The 15125-nt window shown below is 60.6% G+C and carries 16 protein-coding genes and 1 tRNA gene; 15 read left to right on the plus strand and 2 right to left on the minus strand.

Going from position 1 to position 15125, the window contains the following annotated elements; translation table 11 throughout:
• Positions 1-106 precede the first annotated feature (106 nt).
• The 5 genes from WYH_RS02630 to WYH_RS16740 all read left to right on the plus strand — a co-directional run bounded on the left by WYH_RS02630 (position 107) and on the right by WYH_RS16740 (position 3984).
• The gene (locus WYH_RS02630; RefSeq protein WP_046902598.1) at positions 107-1393 is read left to right on the plus strand and encodes a pyruvate dehydrogenase complex dihydrolipoamide acetyltransferase; all 1287 of its coding nucleotides are present in this window, start codon (positions 107-109) and stop codon (positions 1391-1393) included.
• 40 nt (positions 1394-1433) lie between these two features.
• The gene (locus WYH_RS02635) at positions 1434-1802 is read left to right on the plus strand and encodes an integron (protein WP_156320049.1); all 369 of its coding nucleotides are present in this window, start codon (positions 1434-1436) and stop codon (positions 1800-1802) included.
• Between the two features lie 199 nt (positions 1803-2001).
• Entirely contained in the window at positions 2002-2349 is a 348-nt protein-coding gene (locus WYH_RS02640) for an acyl-CoA thioesterase (RefSeq protein WP_046904739.1), read from the plus strand.
• Positions 2350-2360: 11 nt separating this feature from the next.
• Entirely contained in the window at positions 2361-3770 is a 1410-nt protein-coding gene (gene lpdA, locus WYH_RS02645) for a dihydrolipoyl dehydrogenase (protein WP_046902600.1), read from the plus strand.
• Positions 3771-3846: 76 nt separating this feature from the next.
• Entirely contained in the window at positions 3847-3984 is a 138-nt protein-coding gene (locus WYH_RS16740; protein WP_156320050.1) for a hypothetical protein, read from the plus strand.
• A gap of 81 nt (positions 3985-4065) precedes the next feature.
• Here the strand turns inward: WYH_RS16740 and WYH_RS02650 are convergent, their stop codons facing one another.
• Together WYH_RS02650 and WYH_RS02655 are read right to left on the minus strand one after the other, a co-directional pair.
• Positions 4066-5574, minus strand: a complete 1509-nt coding sequence (locus tag WYH_RS02650) for a succinyl-CoA:acetate CoA-transferase ScpC (RefSeq protein ID WP_244877948.1) — start codon at positions 5572-5574, stop codon at positions 4066-4068.
• A gap of 119 nt (positions 5575-5693) precedes the next feature.
• Positions 5694-5783, minus strand: a tRNA-Ser gene (locus tag WYH_RS02655).
• Between the two features lie 275 nt (positions 5784-6058).
• Here WYH_RS02655 and WYH_RS02660 point away from each other — a divergent pair.
• From WYH_RS02660 to WYH_RS16945, 10 genes are all read left to right on the plus strand, one after another.
• On the plus strand, positions 6059-6934 hold the full coding sequence (locus tag WYH_RS02660) for a DUF8021 domain-containing protein (RefSeq protein ID WP_169780686.1): 876 nt from the start codon (positions 6059-6061) through the stop codon (positions 6932-6934).
• Between the two features lie 111 nt (positions 6935-7045).
• Entirely contained in the window at positions 7046-8071 is a 1026-nt protein-coding gene (locus tag WYH_RS02665) for a lytic murein transglycosylase (protein ID WP_046902602.1), read from the plus strand.
• A complete protein-coding gene (locus WYH_RS02670; RefSeq protein ID WP_053833363.1) occupies positions 8055-8993 on the plus strand; it encodes an SPOR domain-containing protein in 939 nt (312 codons plus the stop codon). The genes WYH_RS02665 and WYH_RS02670 overlap by 17 nt, the downstream gene beginning before the upstream one ends.
• Positions 8994-9032: 39 nt before the next feature.
• A complete protein-coding gene (locus WYH_RS02675) occupies positions 9033-10220 on the plus strand; it encodes a D-alanyl-D-alanine carboxypeptidase family protein (protein ID WP_235979779.1) in 1188 nt (395 codons plus the stop codon).
• The gene (gene tmk, locus WYH_RS02680; RefSeq protein WP_046902603.1) at positions 10217-10852 is read left to right on the plus strand and encodes a dTMP kinase; all 636 of its coding nucleotides are present in this window, start codon (positions 10217-10219) and stop codon (positions 10850-10852) included. Before WYH_RS02675 ends, tmk begins: the two co-directional genes overlap by 4 nt.
• Complete coding sequence (locus tag WYH_RS02685) at positions 10849-11811, plus strand: DNA polymerase III subunit delta' (RefSeq protein ID WP_046902604.1); 963 nt, start codon at positions 10849-10851, stop codon at positions 11809-11811. The genes tmk and WYH_RS02685 overlap by 4 nt, the downstream gene beginning before the upstream one ends.
• On the plus strand, positions 11804-13354 hold the full coding sequence (gene metG / locus WYH_RS02690; protein ID WP_046902605.1) for a methionine--tRNA ligase: 1551 nt from the start codon (positions 11804-11806) through the stop codon (positions 13352-13354). Before WYH_RS02685 ends, metG begins: the two co-directional genes overlap by 8 nt.
• Positions 13354-14130, plus strand: a complete 777-nt coding sequence (locus tag WYH_RS02695; protein ID WP_046902606.1) for a TatD family hydrolase — start codon at positions 13354-13356, stop codon at positions 14128-14130. Before metG ends, WYH_RS02695 begins: the two co-directional genes overlap by 1 nt.
• Positions 14127-14894, plus strand: a complete 768-nt coding sequence (locus WYH_RS02700; RefSeq protein ID WP_046902607.1) for an MBL fold metallo-hydrolase — start codon at positions 14127-14129, stop codon at positions 14892-14894. Before WYH_RS02695 ends, WYH_RS02700 begins: the two co-directional genes overlap by 4 nt.
• Positions 14891-15061: a hypothetical protein gene (locus WYH_RS16945; RefSeq protein WP_169780688.1), complete on the plus strand. Its 171-nt coding sequence runs from the start codon at positions 14891-14893 to the stop codon at positions 15059-15061. The genes WYH_RS02700 and WYH_RS16945 overlap by 4 nt, the downstream gene beginning before the upstream one ends.
• The last annotated feature ends 64 nt before the right edge of the window (positions 15062-15125 follow it).

A 15125-nucleotide genomic window follows, 5' to 3' on the forward strand; every position in this document is an offset into this window, starting at 1 on the left:
AAAGCAATAGCGGCGCAAGAACCTTGCTCCCGCGCCGCAAATTGGCCAGAGACGGGCCGAAACCGGCAAACAGAACAACGCCACAGGAAGGATACCGCGAACCGCCATGTCGATCGCTATAAAGATGCCCGCCCTGTCCCCCACAATGGAGGAGGGCACGCTCGCCAAGTGGCTCGTGAAGGTAGGCGACCAGGTCTCTGCCGGCGATATCATGGCAGAGATTGAAACCGACAAGGCGACGATGGAATTCGAAGCCGTGGATGAAGGCGTAATCGCGCATATTTCCGTGGATGAAGGCACGGAAGGCGTGAAGGTCGGCACCGTGATCGCCACGCTGGCGGAAGAGGGTGAAGACCCCGCCGATGTGCAGCCTGCCAGCGGTGAGGCATCCGCTCCCGCCGCCGCGCCGAAGGAAGAAGCCGCGCCCGCACCGGCTCCCACCCCTGCTCCGGCACCCGCCGCCGCTTCTGCCCCGCCGCAGGCCGTTGCTCCTTCGGGCGACCGAATCATCGCTTCGCCGCTGGCCAAGCGGATCGCCGCCGACAAGGGGCTGGACCTGTCCGCCATCAAGGGCAGCGGCCCGAATGGCCGCATCGTGAAGGCCGATGTCGAAAACGCCAAGCCGGGCGCAGCCGCCCCGGCTGAAGCGCCTGCCGCTGCGCCCGCGCCCGCAGCCGCTCCGGTCGAGGCGCAGGACTTCGGCATTCCGCATGAGGAGGAGAAACTCTCCAACATGCGCAAGACGATTGCCCGCCGCCTGTCCGAATCGAAGCAGCAGGTTCCGCATATCTATCTGACGGTGGATATCCGCCTGGATGCATTGCTGAAGCTGCGCGGGGAACTGAATGCCGCGCTGGAACCGCAGGGCGTAAAGCTTTCGGTCAATGATCTGCTGATCAAGGCGCTGGCCAAGGCGCTGGTGGCGGTGCCGAGCTGCAATGTGCAGTTCGCCGGCGACAAGCTGCTGAAATTCACCCGCGCCGATGTGTCGGTGGCGGTTTCCATCCCGTCCGGCCTGATCACGCCGATCATCAAGGATGCCGGAAGCAAGGCGATCAGTGCCATTTCCACCGAGATGAAGGATCTCGCCGGGCGCGCCCGTGAAGGCAAATTGCAGCCGGAAGAATATCAGGGCGGCACGGCCAGCCTGTCCAATATGGGCATGTTCGGCATCAAGCAGTTCGAAGCCATCATCAATCCGCCGCAGGGCATGATCATGGCGATCGGCGCAGGCGAGAAGCGGCCCTATGTCGTGGACGATGCACTGCAGATCGCCACGGTGATGAGCGCCACGGGCAGCTTCGATCACCGCGCGATCGATGGTGCCGATGGCGCCGCACTGATGAAGGCCTTCAAGGAATATTGCGAGGCGCCGCTGGGCCTGGTGGCCTGAGGTGAACGGCTTGCTCGCTTCGGTGTGGGCGCTGGCCCTGATGGCTGGGCCCACAACGGAAGCGGTCCCCGGCAATGTCCCTATGGTCGGGCGTGACGGGCCCGAAGCGGATGCCTGCGGCGGGATCGGCCGCGTGTCAGGTCTCTATAGCCCGACCGGGGAAGCCTTCCTGTCGGTCCGTGAAGAGCATGATGAATATGCGCGCGAAACAGATCGCCTGCCGCAGGGCACGCTGGTCTGGCTGTGTGACGCGGTGGAGGAATGGCAGGGTATCGTTTACGCCAGCGGAGAGTTCCAGGAACTGGGCGATTGCAGGGTGAGCAGCCCGGTGGCCGTTCCCGAACCCTATTCCGGCCCCTGCAAATCCGGATGGGTGCTGGCCCGCAACCTGCAACTGGTGGGGGGATAATGTTCTTTCCTACTGCCAGAAAGCAGGGCCATATTATTGAAATGTCTTGCAGACGTTCCCGCCTCGCCGATTTTATTGGCGGAAATCGGTCGGCGGATATTCTGCTTAAGGACAGTGTTCCAGGTGTTCCAGCGCAAGGCATGGTGAATTGAGCGACGAGATTTACGCAGGCCGCGACCCGGCCATCCGGGTGACCGCAATGCCGGCCGATACCAACGCCTATGGCGATATATTCGGCGGTTGGCTGCTGAGCCTGATGGACAGCGCCGCCGGCCTCACTGCTGCGCGGAAAGCCAAGGGCAGGGCGGTGACGGTCGCGATGGACGGAATGCAGTTTCACATGCCGGTGAAGGTGGGGGACGAGGTTTCCGTCTTCACCGAGATCGAAAGCGTGGGCCGCACCTCCATCCGCATCGCGGTGGAAGCATGGCGGCGTGAACGGCATTCCGAACATGCCGTGAAAGTGACCCAGGCGACGTTCACATTCGTCGCCATTGACGAGAACCGGCGTCCACGGCCCGTGGAAGACGGCCGGACCAACAATTAGGAGCGAGCCACGTGGCTGAGAATTACGACGTTATCGTACTTGGTTCCGGACCGGGCGGCTATGTTGCGGCGATCCGTTCGGCGCAGCTCGGTTTGAAAACGGCCATTGTCGAACGCGAACTGCTGGGCGGCATCTGCCTCAACTGGGGCTGTATCCCGACCAAGGCGCTGCTGCGTTCGGCAGAGATCTATCATTACATGCAGCATGCCAAGGATTATGGCCTTGCCGCCAAGGAGATAGAGGCCGATCTTGAAGCGGTGGTGAAGCGCAGCCGGGGCGTTGCAAAACAGCTCAACCAGGGCGTGACGCATCTGATGAAGAAGAACAAGATCGCCGTCCATATGGGCGTCGGGACGTTCAAGAACGCCAATACGCTGGAAGTGAAGGGCGACAAGGGCACGGAAACGATCAGTGCCAAGCATATCATCATTGCCACCGGCGCACGCGCACGCGACCTTCCTTTCGCCCCGGCAGATGGCAAGCGGGTGTGGACCTATCGCCATGCGATGACGCCCAAGGAAATGCCCAGCAAGCTGCTGGTGATCGGATCGGGCGCGATCGGCATCGAATTTGCCAGTTTCTACAAGGATATGGGCGCCGATGTTACGGTCGTGGAAATGCTCGACCGGATTGTTCCGGTGGAAGACAAGGACGTTTCGACCTTCCTTGAAAAGCAGCTGACCAAGCAGGGCATGACGATCCGGACCGGTGCCGCGCTGGAAGAACTCAAGGTTTCCGACACGGGTGTCTCCGCCAAGATCAAGGGCAAGGACGGCAAGGTCGAAAGCAGCGAATTCAGCCATGTTATCGTGGCCATCGGCATTCAGCCCAATACCGAGAATATCGGAATCGAAAAGCTGGTGGAAATGGACCGCGGCTTCATCCAGATCGATCCCTATGGCCGCACCCGGACAAAGGGTGTGTGGGCCATCGGCGATTGCGCGCCCGGCCCATGGCTGGCGCACAAGGCAAGCCATGAAGGCGTGACCGCGGCAGAAGCGATTGCGCAGGAACTGGGCAACGAGGATGTTCACCCCCATCCGCTGGACCGGAACAACATCCCCGGCTGCACCTATTGCCATCCGCAGATCGCCAGTGTCGGCATGACCGAAGCGAAGGCAAAAGAGGCCGGATACGAAGTGAAGGTCGGCAATTTCCCCTTCATCGGCAATGGCAAGGCCATCGCTCTGGGTGAACCCGAAGGTTTCGTGAAAACCGTGTTCGACGCGAAAACCGGCGAATTGCTGGGCGCGCATATGATCGGCGCGGAAGTGACTGAAATGATTCAGGGTTATGTCGTCGGCAAGACGCTGGAAACGACGGAAGCGGAATTGATGAACACCGTCTTCCCGCATCCGACGATCAGCGAAACCATGCATGAAAGCGTGCTGGGCGCTTACGGCCGGGCACTGCATATCTGAATTTCCGGGCGCTCCGGCGCTTGACCGGGACATGGGCCGGGCATGGCGCGTTTCTCTCCTGCGTGGGAGAACCGCCATGGAATTCGAACTGGAAGACGATCCGATCCCTACCGAGGGCGAAGAAAATCGCCCCGGTGGGGGAGATGGCTGGCTCGAGTCAGCCAGCGACCAGGCAATGGCGATTCCCGAGCAGGAGCCGGGCCGGAACGGATAGGGCGGCAGAAAACGAACAGTGCCACCGCTAACCAGGAGGCGCTTGTCCGCCTGGAAGCAAGAGTTCCGCGCGCTTGTTCCGCTATATCTTCATGCTGCCCGTTTCGCGCAGGCGGCCATGCCAGGACAGCGCCTCTTCAATAACGTGCGGTGTATGCCCGCCACGCGCCACGGCCCTGCGGTAGTAATCGCCAAGCTGTTCGCGATAGGCCGGGTGGACGCAATTGGCGATGATCAGCGGCGCACGCTCTCTCGGTGCAAGACCGCGCAGATCGGCAAGGCCGTATTCGGTGATCAGCACATCGACATCATGTTCATTGTGATCGACATGGCTGACCATCGGCACCACGCTGGAAATCACGTCGTCCTTGGCGGTCGATTTGGTGACGAAGATCGACATATAGCCATTTCGCGCAAAGTCGCCGGACCCGCCGATGCCGTTCATCATCTTCGTGCCGCCGACATGGGTGGAATTTACATTGCCATATATGTCGAATTCCAGGGCGGTGTTGATACCGATGATCCCGAGCCGGCGTACGACTTCGGGATGGTTGGAGATTTCCTGAGGGCGCAGGACCAAGCGTGATTTGTAGCGCGCGAGATCTTCCAGCACCGTCTGGTATCGTTCCGCGGAAACGGTGATCGACGAACCGGAAGCGAAATCCAGCTTGCCGGCATCGAACAGGTCGAAGGTAGAATCCTGAAGAACTTCGGAATACATCTTCAGATTGTGAAACGGGGTATCGATGAGGCCATGCATCACGGCATTGGCAATCGTGCCGATGCCCGCCTGCAATGGCTGCAAAGTGTTGGTGAGACGCCCCGCTTTCACTTCGTGCTGCAGGAATTCCGAAAGGTGGCCGGCGATCGCCTGCGTGTCTTCGTCCGGCGGCAGAATGGTAGAGGAGGAATCAAGCTTTTCCGTCACCACGATGGCGGCGATCTTGTCCGGATCGATCGGTATATAGGGCATACCCACCCGGCTTTCGGGCGAGACGATCGGGATCGGCATCCGGGCAGGGCGGTAGGACGGGATATAGATATCGTGCAGGCCCTCCAGCGTGTCGGGCTGGGCCAGATTGATTTCCACGATCACCTTGTCGGCCAGAATCGCGAAGCTGGCCGAATTGCCCACCGAGGTGGTCGGCACGATACCGCCATCCTCGGTGATAGCGACCGCCTCGATCACCGCGACGTCCACCGGGCCGAGCTGGCGGGTGCGCAGCATTTCAACCGTTTCGGAGAGATGCTGATCTACGAACATCACCTCGCCATCATTGATCGCCCTGCGTAGTGCGGGATCGGCCTGGAAGGGGATACGCCGCGCGAGCAGGTGCGCTTCGGCCATGGTCTTGTCGAGATCGTTTCCGAGCGAGGCCCCGGTGATCAGCGTGATCTTGAGAGGATCGGTCTTTGCCCGTTCGGCCAGTGCCATCGGCACGGCCTTGGCTTCCCCGGCACGAGTGAAACCACTCATGCCGACAGTCATGCCGTCGCGGATCAGCTTCGCGGCTTCATCCGCGCTGGTGATCCTTTCAAGAAGCGCTGCATTGCGTACCCGTTCACGATACATCGACTTTGCGACCTCCATTTCGAATCCCACGACCGGGGCCACCACGGCCCATGATGCATGGTCGATAGTCCACGCCGGTTAACCGGCGCGGCTGCGTGCCTCAAACCCAATCATTTTCTGTTCTGTGGTTATGCCGTTGGCGGACAGGGTGGGATTCGAACCCACGGTGGGCTTGCACCCACGCCGGTTTTCAAGACCGGTGCATTCAACCACTCTGCCACCTGTCCGCTGCGGGATTGCCGCTAACGCGCATTGCGGGCGTTGTCACCACGTGACTCTCCCGAATCCGTCGGCTAGGCACATACACGAAGAGCGCAAAGCGCCAAGTTGGGTGGGGTGAATAAATGACAGTAGCATATCGCCGAGGTTATCCGATTACGGAATCGGCGCGCGCTTCGTTCACTTCTACCGCCTGTCCTCTTGCCAGCTGGGTATCCGCCGTACTGCGCCAATGACGCGACGCGGCAGTACCCGTACCGTTTTTCGAAACTAGGATAGACCGATGAGACCTGACCGCATGAAGAAGAAAATTCTCCTCGCCCTTGGTTGTGCCGCCAGCGCCACCATCGCCACGCCCGCAGCAGCGCAGGGTTGCACTCGCGACAAGACGCAGGAAATCGCCGATAGCTGGGTTGCCGCGATCGAAGCCGGCAGCATGTTCAAGATGAATTTGGGCGAATGGGTCGATTATGACGAAAACTTCAAGCGCTCCTCGCTCGGTGCATTCCTGGACAAGCCGCGTGAAGTGAATTGGCATGTGGCGGTGCAGGACACGCTGACTTGCAAGGTCTTCGTCGAAGCAGTCATGCTGGATGAAGAACGCCCGATGGTAACCGCCACACAGATGTCCAATGGCTATTTCGGGGTCGGCCCCTTCAACAACATCGTAACGGATGAAGGTGATTGGCTGTTCGATGCGGAAAAGACGGCCTATTACGCCTCGCGCGAGGATTGGGGCGAAATCCCCGAAGCCCGCCGCAATACGCGTGACGAGCTGATCGCCGCTGCCGACGCCTATCTCGATCTGTTCAATGACAAGTCCGTGCAGGTTCCATGGGGCACGCCCTGCGCCCGTCTGGAAGGTGGCATCTATACCGGGAAGGGGCAGCCTGACGATAGTTGCGATGTCGGCGTGCCTGAAGGCGTGGAATTGACCAATCGCCAATATGTCGTCGATCCGGTTATCGGCGCGGTTTCCGTCTTCCTCGAATTTGGTGAGAAGAAGCGGCCCGACAGCCACTTGTTCCGCATTGAAGATGGCAAGATCCGCTATGTCCACACGGTGACCAATTGCGGTGACGAGGAAAATTGCGGTTTCCCGCCACTTTCCGAAATGCTGAAAGAAAACCCGGGCATGCAGCCCGATCTGGGCAGTTGATGGCTTGACGCGAACGCGTTTGGCCCAAAGCCGGCGCTATTCGTCGATTTGCGAGGAAACCGGCCGGTCCCGGGCTTTTCACCCGGGCCGGCACATGGCAGAAAACTGCCCATGTTAGCCAAGACGCTGCGTTTCCTCGCCATTTCCGTGGCCGCCCTGACGGCCGGTGCTCCTGCAAATGCGCAGGACCTTCCATTCGATTCCTACATCCAGCTGGTTGCCGCGAAGGCGCGGGGGCAGGGTGTAAGCCAGGCCACCATCGACCGTCTGCTATCCGATCTGACGCCGAACCAACGCGTGCTGGCGCTGGACCGGGATAACATTTCCTCCGGAGGCAGCAGCAGCGGATACCCGGCGATGGCGCCTTATCTGAACCGTCACAACACGGCCGCACGGATCCGGCGCGGGCAGCATCTCTACAGCGAACTTGGTTCCCTCGCCCGCGATGTGGAACGGCAATATGGTGTGCCGCCGGAAATCCTGCTCGCGATCTGGGGGCATGAAACCAGCTATGGCGCGATTCAGGGCAGTTTCGATCTGGCCCGCTCACTCGCCACGCTGGCCTGGGAAGGGCGCCGCCGCTCTCTGTTCGAGGCCGAATTGATCGATCTGCTCAGGATCGCGGAAGAAGAACAATATCCGCGCTCCAAGCTTGTGGGCAGCTGGGCCGGTGCTTTCGGAAATTCACAGTTCCTGCCCAGTGTCTTCCTCCGCCTTGCCGTGGATGGTGACGGGGATGGCCATCGGGACATCTGGAACAGCGAAGTCGACACGCTGCATTCCATCGCCAACTATTTCCGCGATGCAGGCTGGCGCCGGGGAGAACCCTGGGGCGTGCGCGCCTACACGCCCAACAGTGTGGACCGCATGGCGATTGCGCCCAAGGTTGTCGCGCCGGTTTGCCCCCGCGTGCATGAACGGCATAGCCGCTGGATGACCGTGGCGGAATGGAAGAAGCTGGGAGTCATGCCGCAAGAGCCGATCGGGGATGACGTCATGGCATCGCTGTTCGAACCGGATGGCCCCGCCGCCCCAAGCTATCTCTTAACCCAGAATTATAGGGTTATCCTCGAATATAACTGCTCGAACTATTACGCGATGAGTGTTGGGTTGCTGGCAGATGAGATTATCCGATGACCGCGCGATCCACGCATGCCGGATCGCTCTTGCCCTGACCCTCGGCCTGTCGCTGGCTGCCTGCAATACCCAGGGCGCGGGGCAGGCCGGTTTGCAATCTGCCGGTGCAATGCCTGCAAATGGGCCGGGCGCGGATTATCCGGTGGTTGTCGGCGATGCCTACCAGATCGATGGCAAGGAATATGTCCCGCAAGACGTGCTGAATTATGACGAGGTCGGGATCGCCACGCTTGATGTTGATGGTGGTGCCGGGATCACGGGCGCGCATCACACCCTGCCTCTCCCCAGTTATGCTGAAGTGACCTCGCTCGAAACCGGGCGGACAATCCTGATCAGGCTGGAGCGGCGCGGGCCGATGGACGGAACGCAGCTGATCGCCTTGTCGTCTGACGCCATGGCGCAACTTGGTGCGAGAGAAGGCGTGCCTGTCCGCTTGCGTCGCACCAATCCTCCCGAGCAAGAACGTGCATTGCTGCGGGCAGGCCAGGCCCCGCCGCTCCGTATGGATACGCCCATGTCGCTGGTGGAAGTCCTGAGGCAGAGACTCCCGTCAGCCGCGCAATCCTCCGCACCGGAAGCGCTGGCTGACGCCAAGGCACCCGCACCACCAGAGGCGCCCGGGACGCTTATAGGACCGAAGCCCGAAGCCAGCAGCTTTGAAGAGGCATTCGAGCGCGAAACGGCCGCACAGGTCGAAGCGCCCACTGGCGAAACCGGTTCCTTCATGGTGCAGGCGGCCACATTCTCGACCGCGGAACGCGCGGAAAAGGCCGCGGACAGGCTTGGCGGGAAGGCCGTGCCATCGGGCCGTTATTTCCTTGAGCGGACCGGGCCATTCTCCACGCGCGAACAGGCGGAGGCGTCGCTCGCCAAGGTGAGGGCAGCGGGCTATACGGATGCCCGAATCTTCAACAAGTCTTGATCTTGCCGGCGCTCCGCCGCGCTGGCGGCTGGAGCACATTTGAAACCGGGTATTATTCATCTTCGCGCAGCGGCGGCGCTGGTTCTGGCAGCAATGCCCGCTGTCCCGCTGGCAGCCCCTGCCGTGCAGGCGGCACAGGCGGAGCCAGGCAAGCCGCCTGTCCCCCAGGAAATCCCGATTGCGCTGATGGTCGATCTGGCATCGGGGCAGACGCTATATTCGCGCGAGGAAGATCGGCGCTTCGTCCCGGCCTCCGTTACCAAGGTAATGACGGCCTATACTGCGTTCGGCTTGATCGAAGAAGGGAAGCTGGATCCGCAGACCGAGGTCGAAATTAGCCGCGAACTGGCTGATGAATGGTCGGGCGAAGGCTCCACCATGTTTCTGCAGGCGGGTGACAAGGTCACGGTGGGGCAGCTTCTGCTGGGCGTTACCACGGTTTCCGCCAATGATGCTTCTGTCGCCATCGCACTGGAATCATTGGGATCGCTGGAAGGCTGGCTGGCCCTGATGAACGAGAATGCGGCAGAGCTGGGGATGCGCAACACTTATTTCGGTACGCCCAATGGCTGGCCGGATGAAGGGCGCACATTCACCACGGCGCGCGATCTGGCGCTTCTGGCTGAAGCGCTGACCACTCGTTATCCCGACCTTTATCGTCGTTATTTCGGCCATCGCGGAATGCGCTATGGCGGCTATGCCCAGAACAATCACGATCCGGTAACCGGAGTGGTCGCCGGTGCCGATGGCATCAAGACGGGGTATACAAGGCAGGCAGGGTACAATTTCCTCGGCTCTGCAGAACGTGACGGCCGGCGCCTGGTGATGGTGGTTGCCGGCGCCCCTGCCGCAAGATTGCGGGACCAGGCCGCGCGCGATTTTCTGCGCTGGGGCTTCGGAGCCTTTGATACGCAGGAAATCCTGCCCGCCGGTTTTCAGATTGGCGAGGCCCGTGTGCAGGATGGTGCGCAGGCTGGCGTGATACTGCGCACCGAAAATCGCGTGCTGGCCAGCATGCCGCAGGGCGAAACGCCCGAGGTCGAACTCTCGATCCGCTATCATGGCCCCTTGCGCGCGCCGATCGCGGCTGGCGAAAGGGTCGGGTGGCTGCGTGTTTCCGTGGCCGGTCAGCAGCCGCATGATGTTCCTCTGATCGCGGGGGAAGAAGTGGCCAAGGCCAATTTTCTTCAGCGCATTCGTAACGGCGTGACCGGGCTTTTCTCCTGATGGCCGGGCGTTTCATATCCCTTGAAGGCGGTGAAGGTGCCGGTAAATCCACCCAGGCCCGGCTCTTATCCGATGCGCTGGAGGCGCGCGGAATCCGCGTGCTGCAAACGCGGGAACCGGGCGGTACATCCGGGGCGGAGGCGATCCGCGCCCTGTTGCTCGATCCGGCAATGCACTGGAATGCAGAAGCGGAAGCCTTGCTGTTCGCCGCGGCGCGAGCCGATCACGTATCTCAGGCCATCCGGCCCGCCCTCCAGGACGGCCAGTGGGTCGTTTGTGACCGCTTTATCGATTCAAGCCGCGCCTATCAGGGCGGGGCAGGGGGCCTTTCCGACGATGACGTGGTGACGCTCCACCGGATCGGTTCGGGTGGAATGCTGCCCGATCTGACTATCCTGATCGAAATCGCGCCTGATGAAGCGAGGGAGAGGCTGGCCATTCGCGACGCCGGGCAGAGCGACCGGATAGGCGGGCGGGAGGCGCAATATCATGCCGATGTTGCCGCCGCATTTCGCAGGCTGGCGGAAGCTGATCCAGCCCGCTTCGTGCGGATTGAAGGGCATGGAACGCCGGAGGAAATCCATGCGCGGATCATGCAGGCAGTCGAACCGCTATTGGGGAAGGCCTCATGATCCTGGCCGGACATGACGCAGCATGGGGCGAATGGCGCGCGGCAATGGCCGGTCCGCGTATGCACCATGGGTGGATCCTTTCCGGGCGCCGGGGGACCGGCAAGGCCAGTTTTGCGCTGGATGCCGCGCGGGAACTCGTGTCCGAAGCCGGTGTTGCCCAGCCTCCGCATGACCATCCGGACATTATCGTTCTCCAGAACCTGCCGGCCAGCGCCGATGATGAGAAGAAGCGCGAGGCGGGCAAGCCCTATAATCTCAAGCGGAATATCTCGGTGGATCAGGTGCGCGCCATGCAGCGGCGGCTATCGACCCGGCCGACTCTGGGCAGCCGCCGTGTCATCATTGTCGATCCGGCTGACGATCTGGAAAAAGGCGCCGCCAACGCGCTGCTGAAGAGCCTTGAAGAACCGCCGGGCGGCACGTTCTTCCTGCTCATCGCGCATCGGATCGGCCGATTGCTGCCGACTATCCGCTCGCGCTGCAGGTTGCTGACTTTTCCGCCTGTGGGCGATGAGGAAATGGACAATATCCTGCGCAAGCTGGAACCGCAGGCCGACGATGCCATGCGCCATGCCGCCATTGCGGCGGCGGGGGGATCGCCGGGGGCGGCACTGGAATTCGTCGATCTGGATCTGGGCAAGCTGCACCGGCTGATGATCGAGATTGCTGAAAATGGCGATCCCGATTTCTCGCGCCGCGGCAGGCTGGCCGAAGCAATGGGCGCCCGTCCCGACCGCAAACGGCAATTGGCCGCGGTCGAACTGGCCAGAGCTGTCGTCGCCGCCCGCATGAGCAGGACAGATCGCCAGTCTATTCCCGCCCTGACAGAGACTCATGCAGAGCTGGCCCGGCTCGCCGCACAGGCTCCGACTTACAATTTCGACGCGGGGTTGCTGGTAATGGAAATCGGCAGCTTGCTCACCAACCTCGCCATCCCTAGGGAAACGGCCCATGGCTGAGCCTTTTTATATAACCACCGCAATCCACTATCCCAATGGCAAGCCCCATCTGGGCCATGCGTATGAAACGATTGCCGCCGATGTTTGCGCGCGTTTCCAGCGCCTGCGAGGGCGTGAGGTCCGCTTCCAGACCGGCACGGACGAACACGGCCTGAAAATGGCGCAGAAGGCGCGCGAACTGGGTGTGACACCGCGCGCTCTGGCAGATGAAATGTCCGGATATTTCAGGGAATTGTTCGAAAAACTGAACATTTCCTTTGATCGTTTCTTCCGTACCAGCGAAGATGCGCACCACCGCGCGAGCCAGGCAATCTGGAAAGCGATGGAGGCAAATGGCGATCTTTATCTGGATCGGTATGAAGGCTGGTACTCGATCCGGGACGAAGCCTATTATGACGAGAGCGAGCTGATTGAAGGGGAAGGGGGCGAAAAGCTCTCTCCGCAGGGCACGCCGGTGGAATGGACCGTGGAAGAAAGCTGGTTCTTCCGCCTGTCAAGATACCAGGAACCTCTGCTCGCCCTGTATCGCGACAATCCCGACTTCGTGCGTCCGGAAAGCCGCTTCAATGAAGTCGCGCGCTTCGTGGAAGGTGGGCTGCGCGACCTTTCCGTCAGCCGCACGAGCTTCGACTGGGGAGTGAAGGTTCCCGGCGCGGAAAACCACGTGATGTATGTCTGGGTCGATGCGCTGACCAATTACATCTCCGGTCTCGGCTATCCGGATCAAACCGCTGATTTCACGAAATTCTGGCCTGCGGATGTGCATCTGATCGGCAAGGATATCGTGCGGTTCCACGCGGTTTACTGGCCGGCGTTTCTGATGAGCGCGGGCATTGCCCTGCCGAAATCGGTTTTCGCACATGGCTTCCTGCTCAATCGCGGGCAGAAGGAATCGAAATCCGTCGGCAATGTGACCGATCCGGGTGAACTGGCCGACCGTTTCGGCGTCGATATCCTGCGATATTTCCTGCTGCGCGAATTCAGCTTCGGGCAGGATGGCAGCTGGTCGGCCGAAGCGATCGTCAATCGCGCCAATTCGGAACTGGCCAACAGCTTCGGCAATCTGGCCCAGCGCGTGATGAGCTTCATCGCCAAGAATTGCGGCGGCAATTTTGCGGCGGAAGCGCCGGTGCAGGATGTGGACAAGGCCCTGCGCGAGAAGGTCAATCATGCCTGCGCCGTGGAACTGCCCGACGCGTTCGAGAAACTGGCCTTTGCCGCCGGACTGGAAGCATGGATGCAGGCTGTATTCGCCTGCAACGCCTATATCGATGAACAGGCGCCCTGGGCCTTGCGCAAGACAGACCCGGAACGGATGCAGCGTGTCCTGGCCACGTTGATCGGTTGTATTCGCGATCTGGCCATTGCTGTCTCGCCCGTGACGCCGACTGCGGCTGCCAAGATTCTTGATGCGTTGTGCGTTGCGCAGGACGCGCGCGATTTTGCTGCGCTTGCCCATGACCCGGCAATGGATGAAATTCGCGTCGATCAGCCCAGTCCCGCTTTCCCGAGGCTGGACATGCCCGAAGAGGCCGCAAGCTGATGCTGATCGATAGTCATTGCCATCTGAACTATGAAGGCCTTGTCGAAGATCAGCCGGCCGTGCTCGATCGTGCTCGGCAGGCCGGGGTGGGGTGCTTCCTCAATATCTCCACCCGCCGAAGCGAATGGGACGCGGTGATCGCAACGGCGGAGCGTGAACAGGATGTCTGGGCCAGCGTGGGCATCCATCCGCATGAGGCGGATCAACATGCCGATCTGGGTGAGGGCGCTCTGCTGGAAGCAGCCAACCATCCTCGCGTCATCGGCATCGGTGAAAGCGGGCTCGACTATTATTACGACAAGTCCGACAGGGACGTTCAGAAGGCCTTGTTCAGACGGCATATTTCCGTCTCACGCGACACGGGCTTGCCGATCATCATCCATACGCGCGATGCCGAGGAGGACACGGCCAGCATTCTTGAAGACGAGATGGAGAAGGGGGCTTTCCCCGCGCTGATCCACTGCTTCACTGCATCGGCCCAATTTGGCCGTCGCGTGCTGGATCTCGGCCTCACGATCTCGCTCTCCGGCATTGTAACCTTCAAGAATGCGAAGGAACTGCAGGAATTTGCGGCGGAAATTCCCGATGATCGCGTGTTGGTTGAAACGGACAGCCCGTTTCTCGCGCCCATACCCCATCGTGGCAAGACCTGCGAACCTGCCTATGTCCGCAATACTGCCGAGTTTGTGGCGCAATTACGCGGTCAGAGCGTGGACGATCTCGCGGCAATTACCACGCGTAATTTCTTCAACCTGTTCAGCAAGGCTGCAACGTGAAACTGTTGATGCTCGGCTCCGGCACGTCAACCGGTGTGCCGCGCCTCGGCAATGACTGGGGCGAATGTGACCCGGCTGAACCGAAGAACCGCCGGTCGCGTGTTTCGATAATCGTGGAGAGCAAGGAGGGTGCGCGGCTTCTGGTCGACACGTCACCTGATTTGCGGCGGCAACTGCTCGACAATCAGATTGCGAAGGTGGATGCGGTTTTCTGGACGCACGACCATGCCGATCATTGCCACGGGATAGACGATCTGCGGCCGATGCGCTTTGGCCGCAATGCACCTCTGCCCGGATTTGCCAACAGCTATACGGTGCAGCGGCTAAGGCAGCGTTTCGGCTATGTTTTTGCCGGTCAGCACGGCTATTCAACCATCGTCCAGCTGGATTCGCTCGATACGGTGCGGATCCATGCAGGTTTCGCCATTGACTGGACGGACATGCCCCATGGCCCAGCCATGAGCACGGCCTATCGGTTCGAGGCGGACGGCAAGTCGATTGGTTATGCCACTGATTTCAGTGAAATTACTGAAGATATGGTGGATTTATTCCATGGTGTGGACCTGCTGGTCAGCGACTGTCTGCGTCGTGAACCGCATCCTACACATGCCAATCTCTCCATGGCCCTGGAACTGGCGAAACGCTGTTCAGCCGGACAATGCGTTCTCACGCATCTGGACAAGAGCATGGATTATGCAACCTTGTCGCGCGAAGTGCCGGATAATGTGCTGGTCGGCTATGACGGATTGACGCTCGTTCTATGACGCAATTGAACTGGCTCTCGCTGATCGCCTTGCTTGGCTGGTTGATCCTTGCAGTCAGTGCGTTTCGTGCACAGCGCCTGGGCGCGAAGAAGATGGTGGTAATGGCGCTGGCCTGGGGTGCGATCTTCCTGCTGGTGACCGCTGTGATCACAGCAGTTTCGCCATGAGGGCGATGATGCCTTCGTCAGACATAGAAGATCCGATATTTAACATAATGTATATTATCATTCT

Source organism: Croceibacterium atlanticum (assembly GCF_001008165.2).
Lineage (GTDB): Bacteria > Pseudomonadota > Alphaproteobacteria > Sphingomonadales > Sphingomonadaceae > Croceibacterium_C > Croceibacterium_C atlanticum.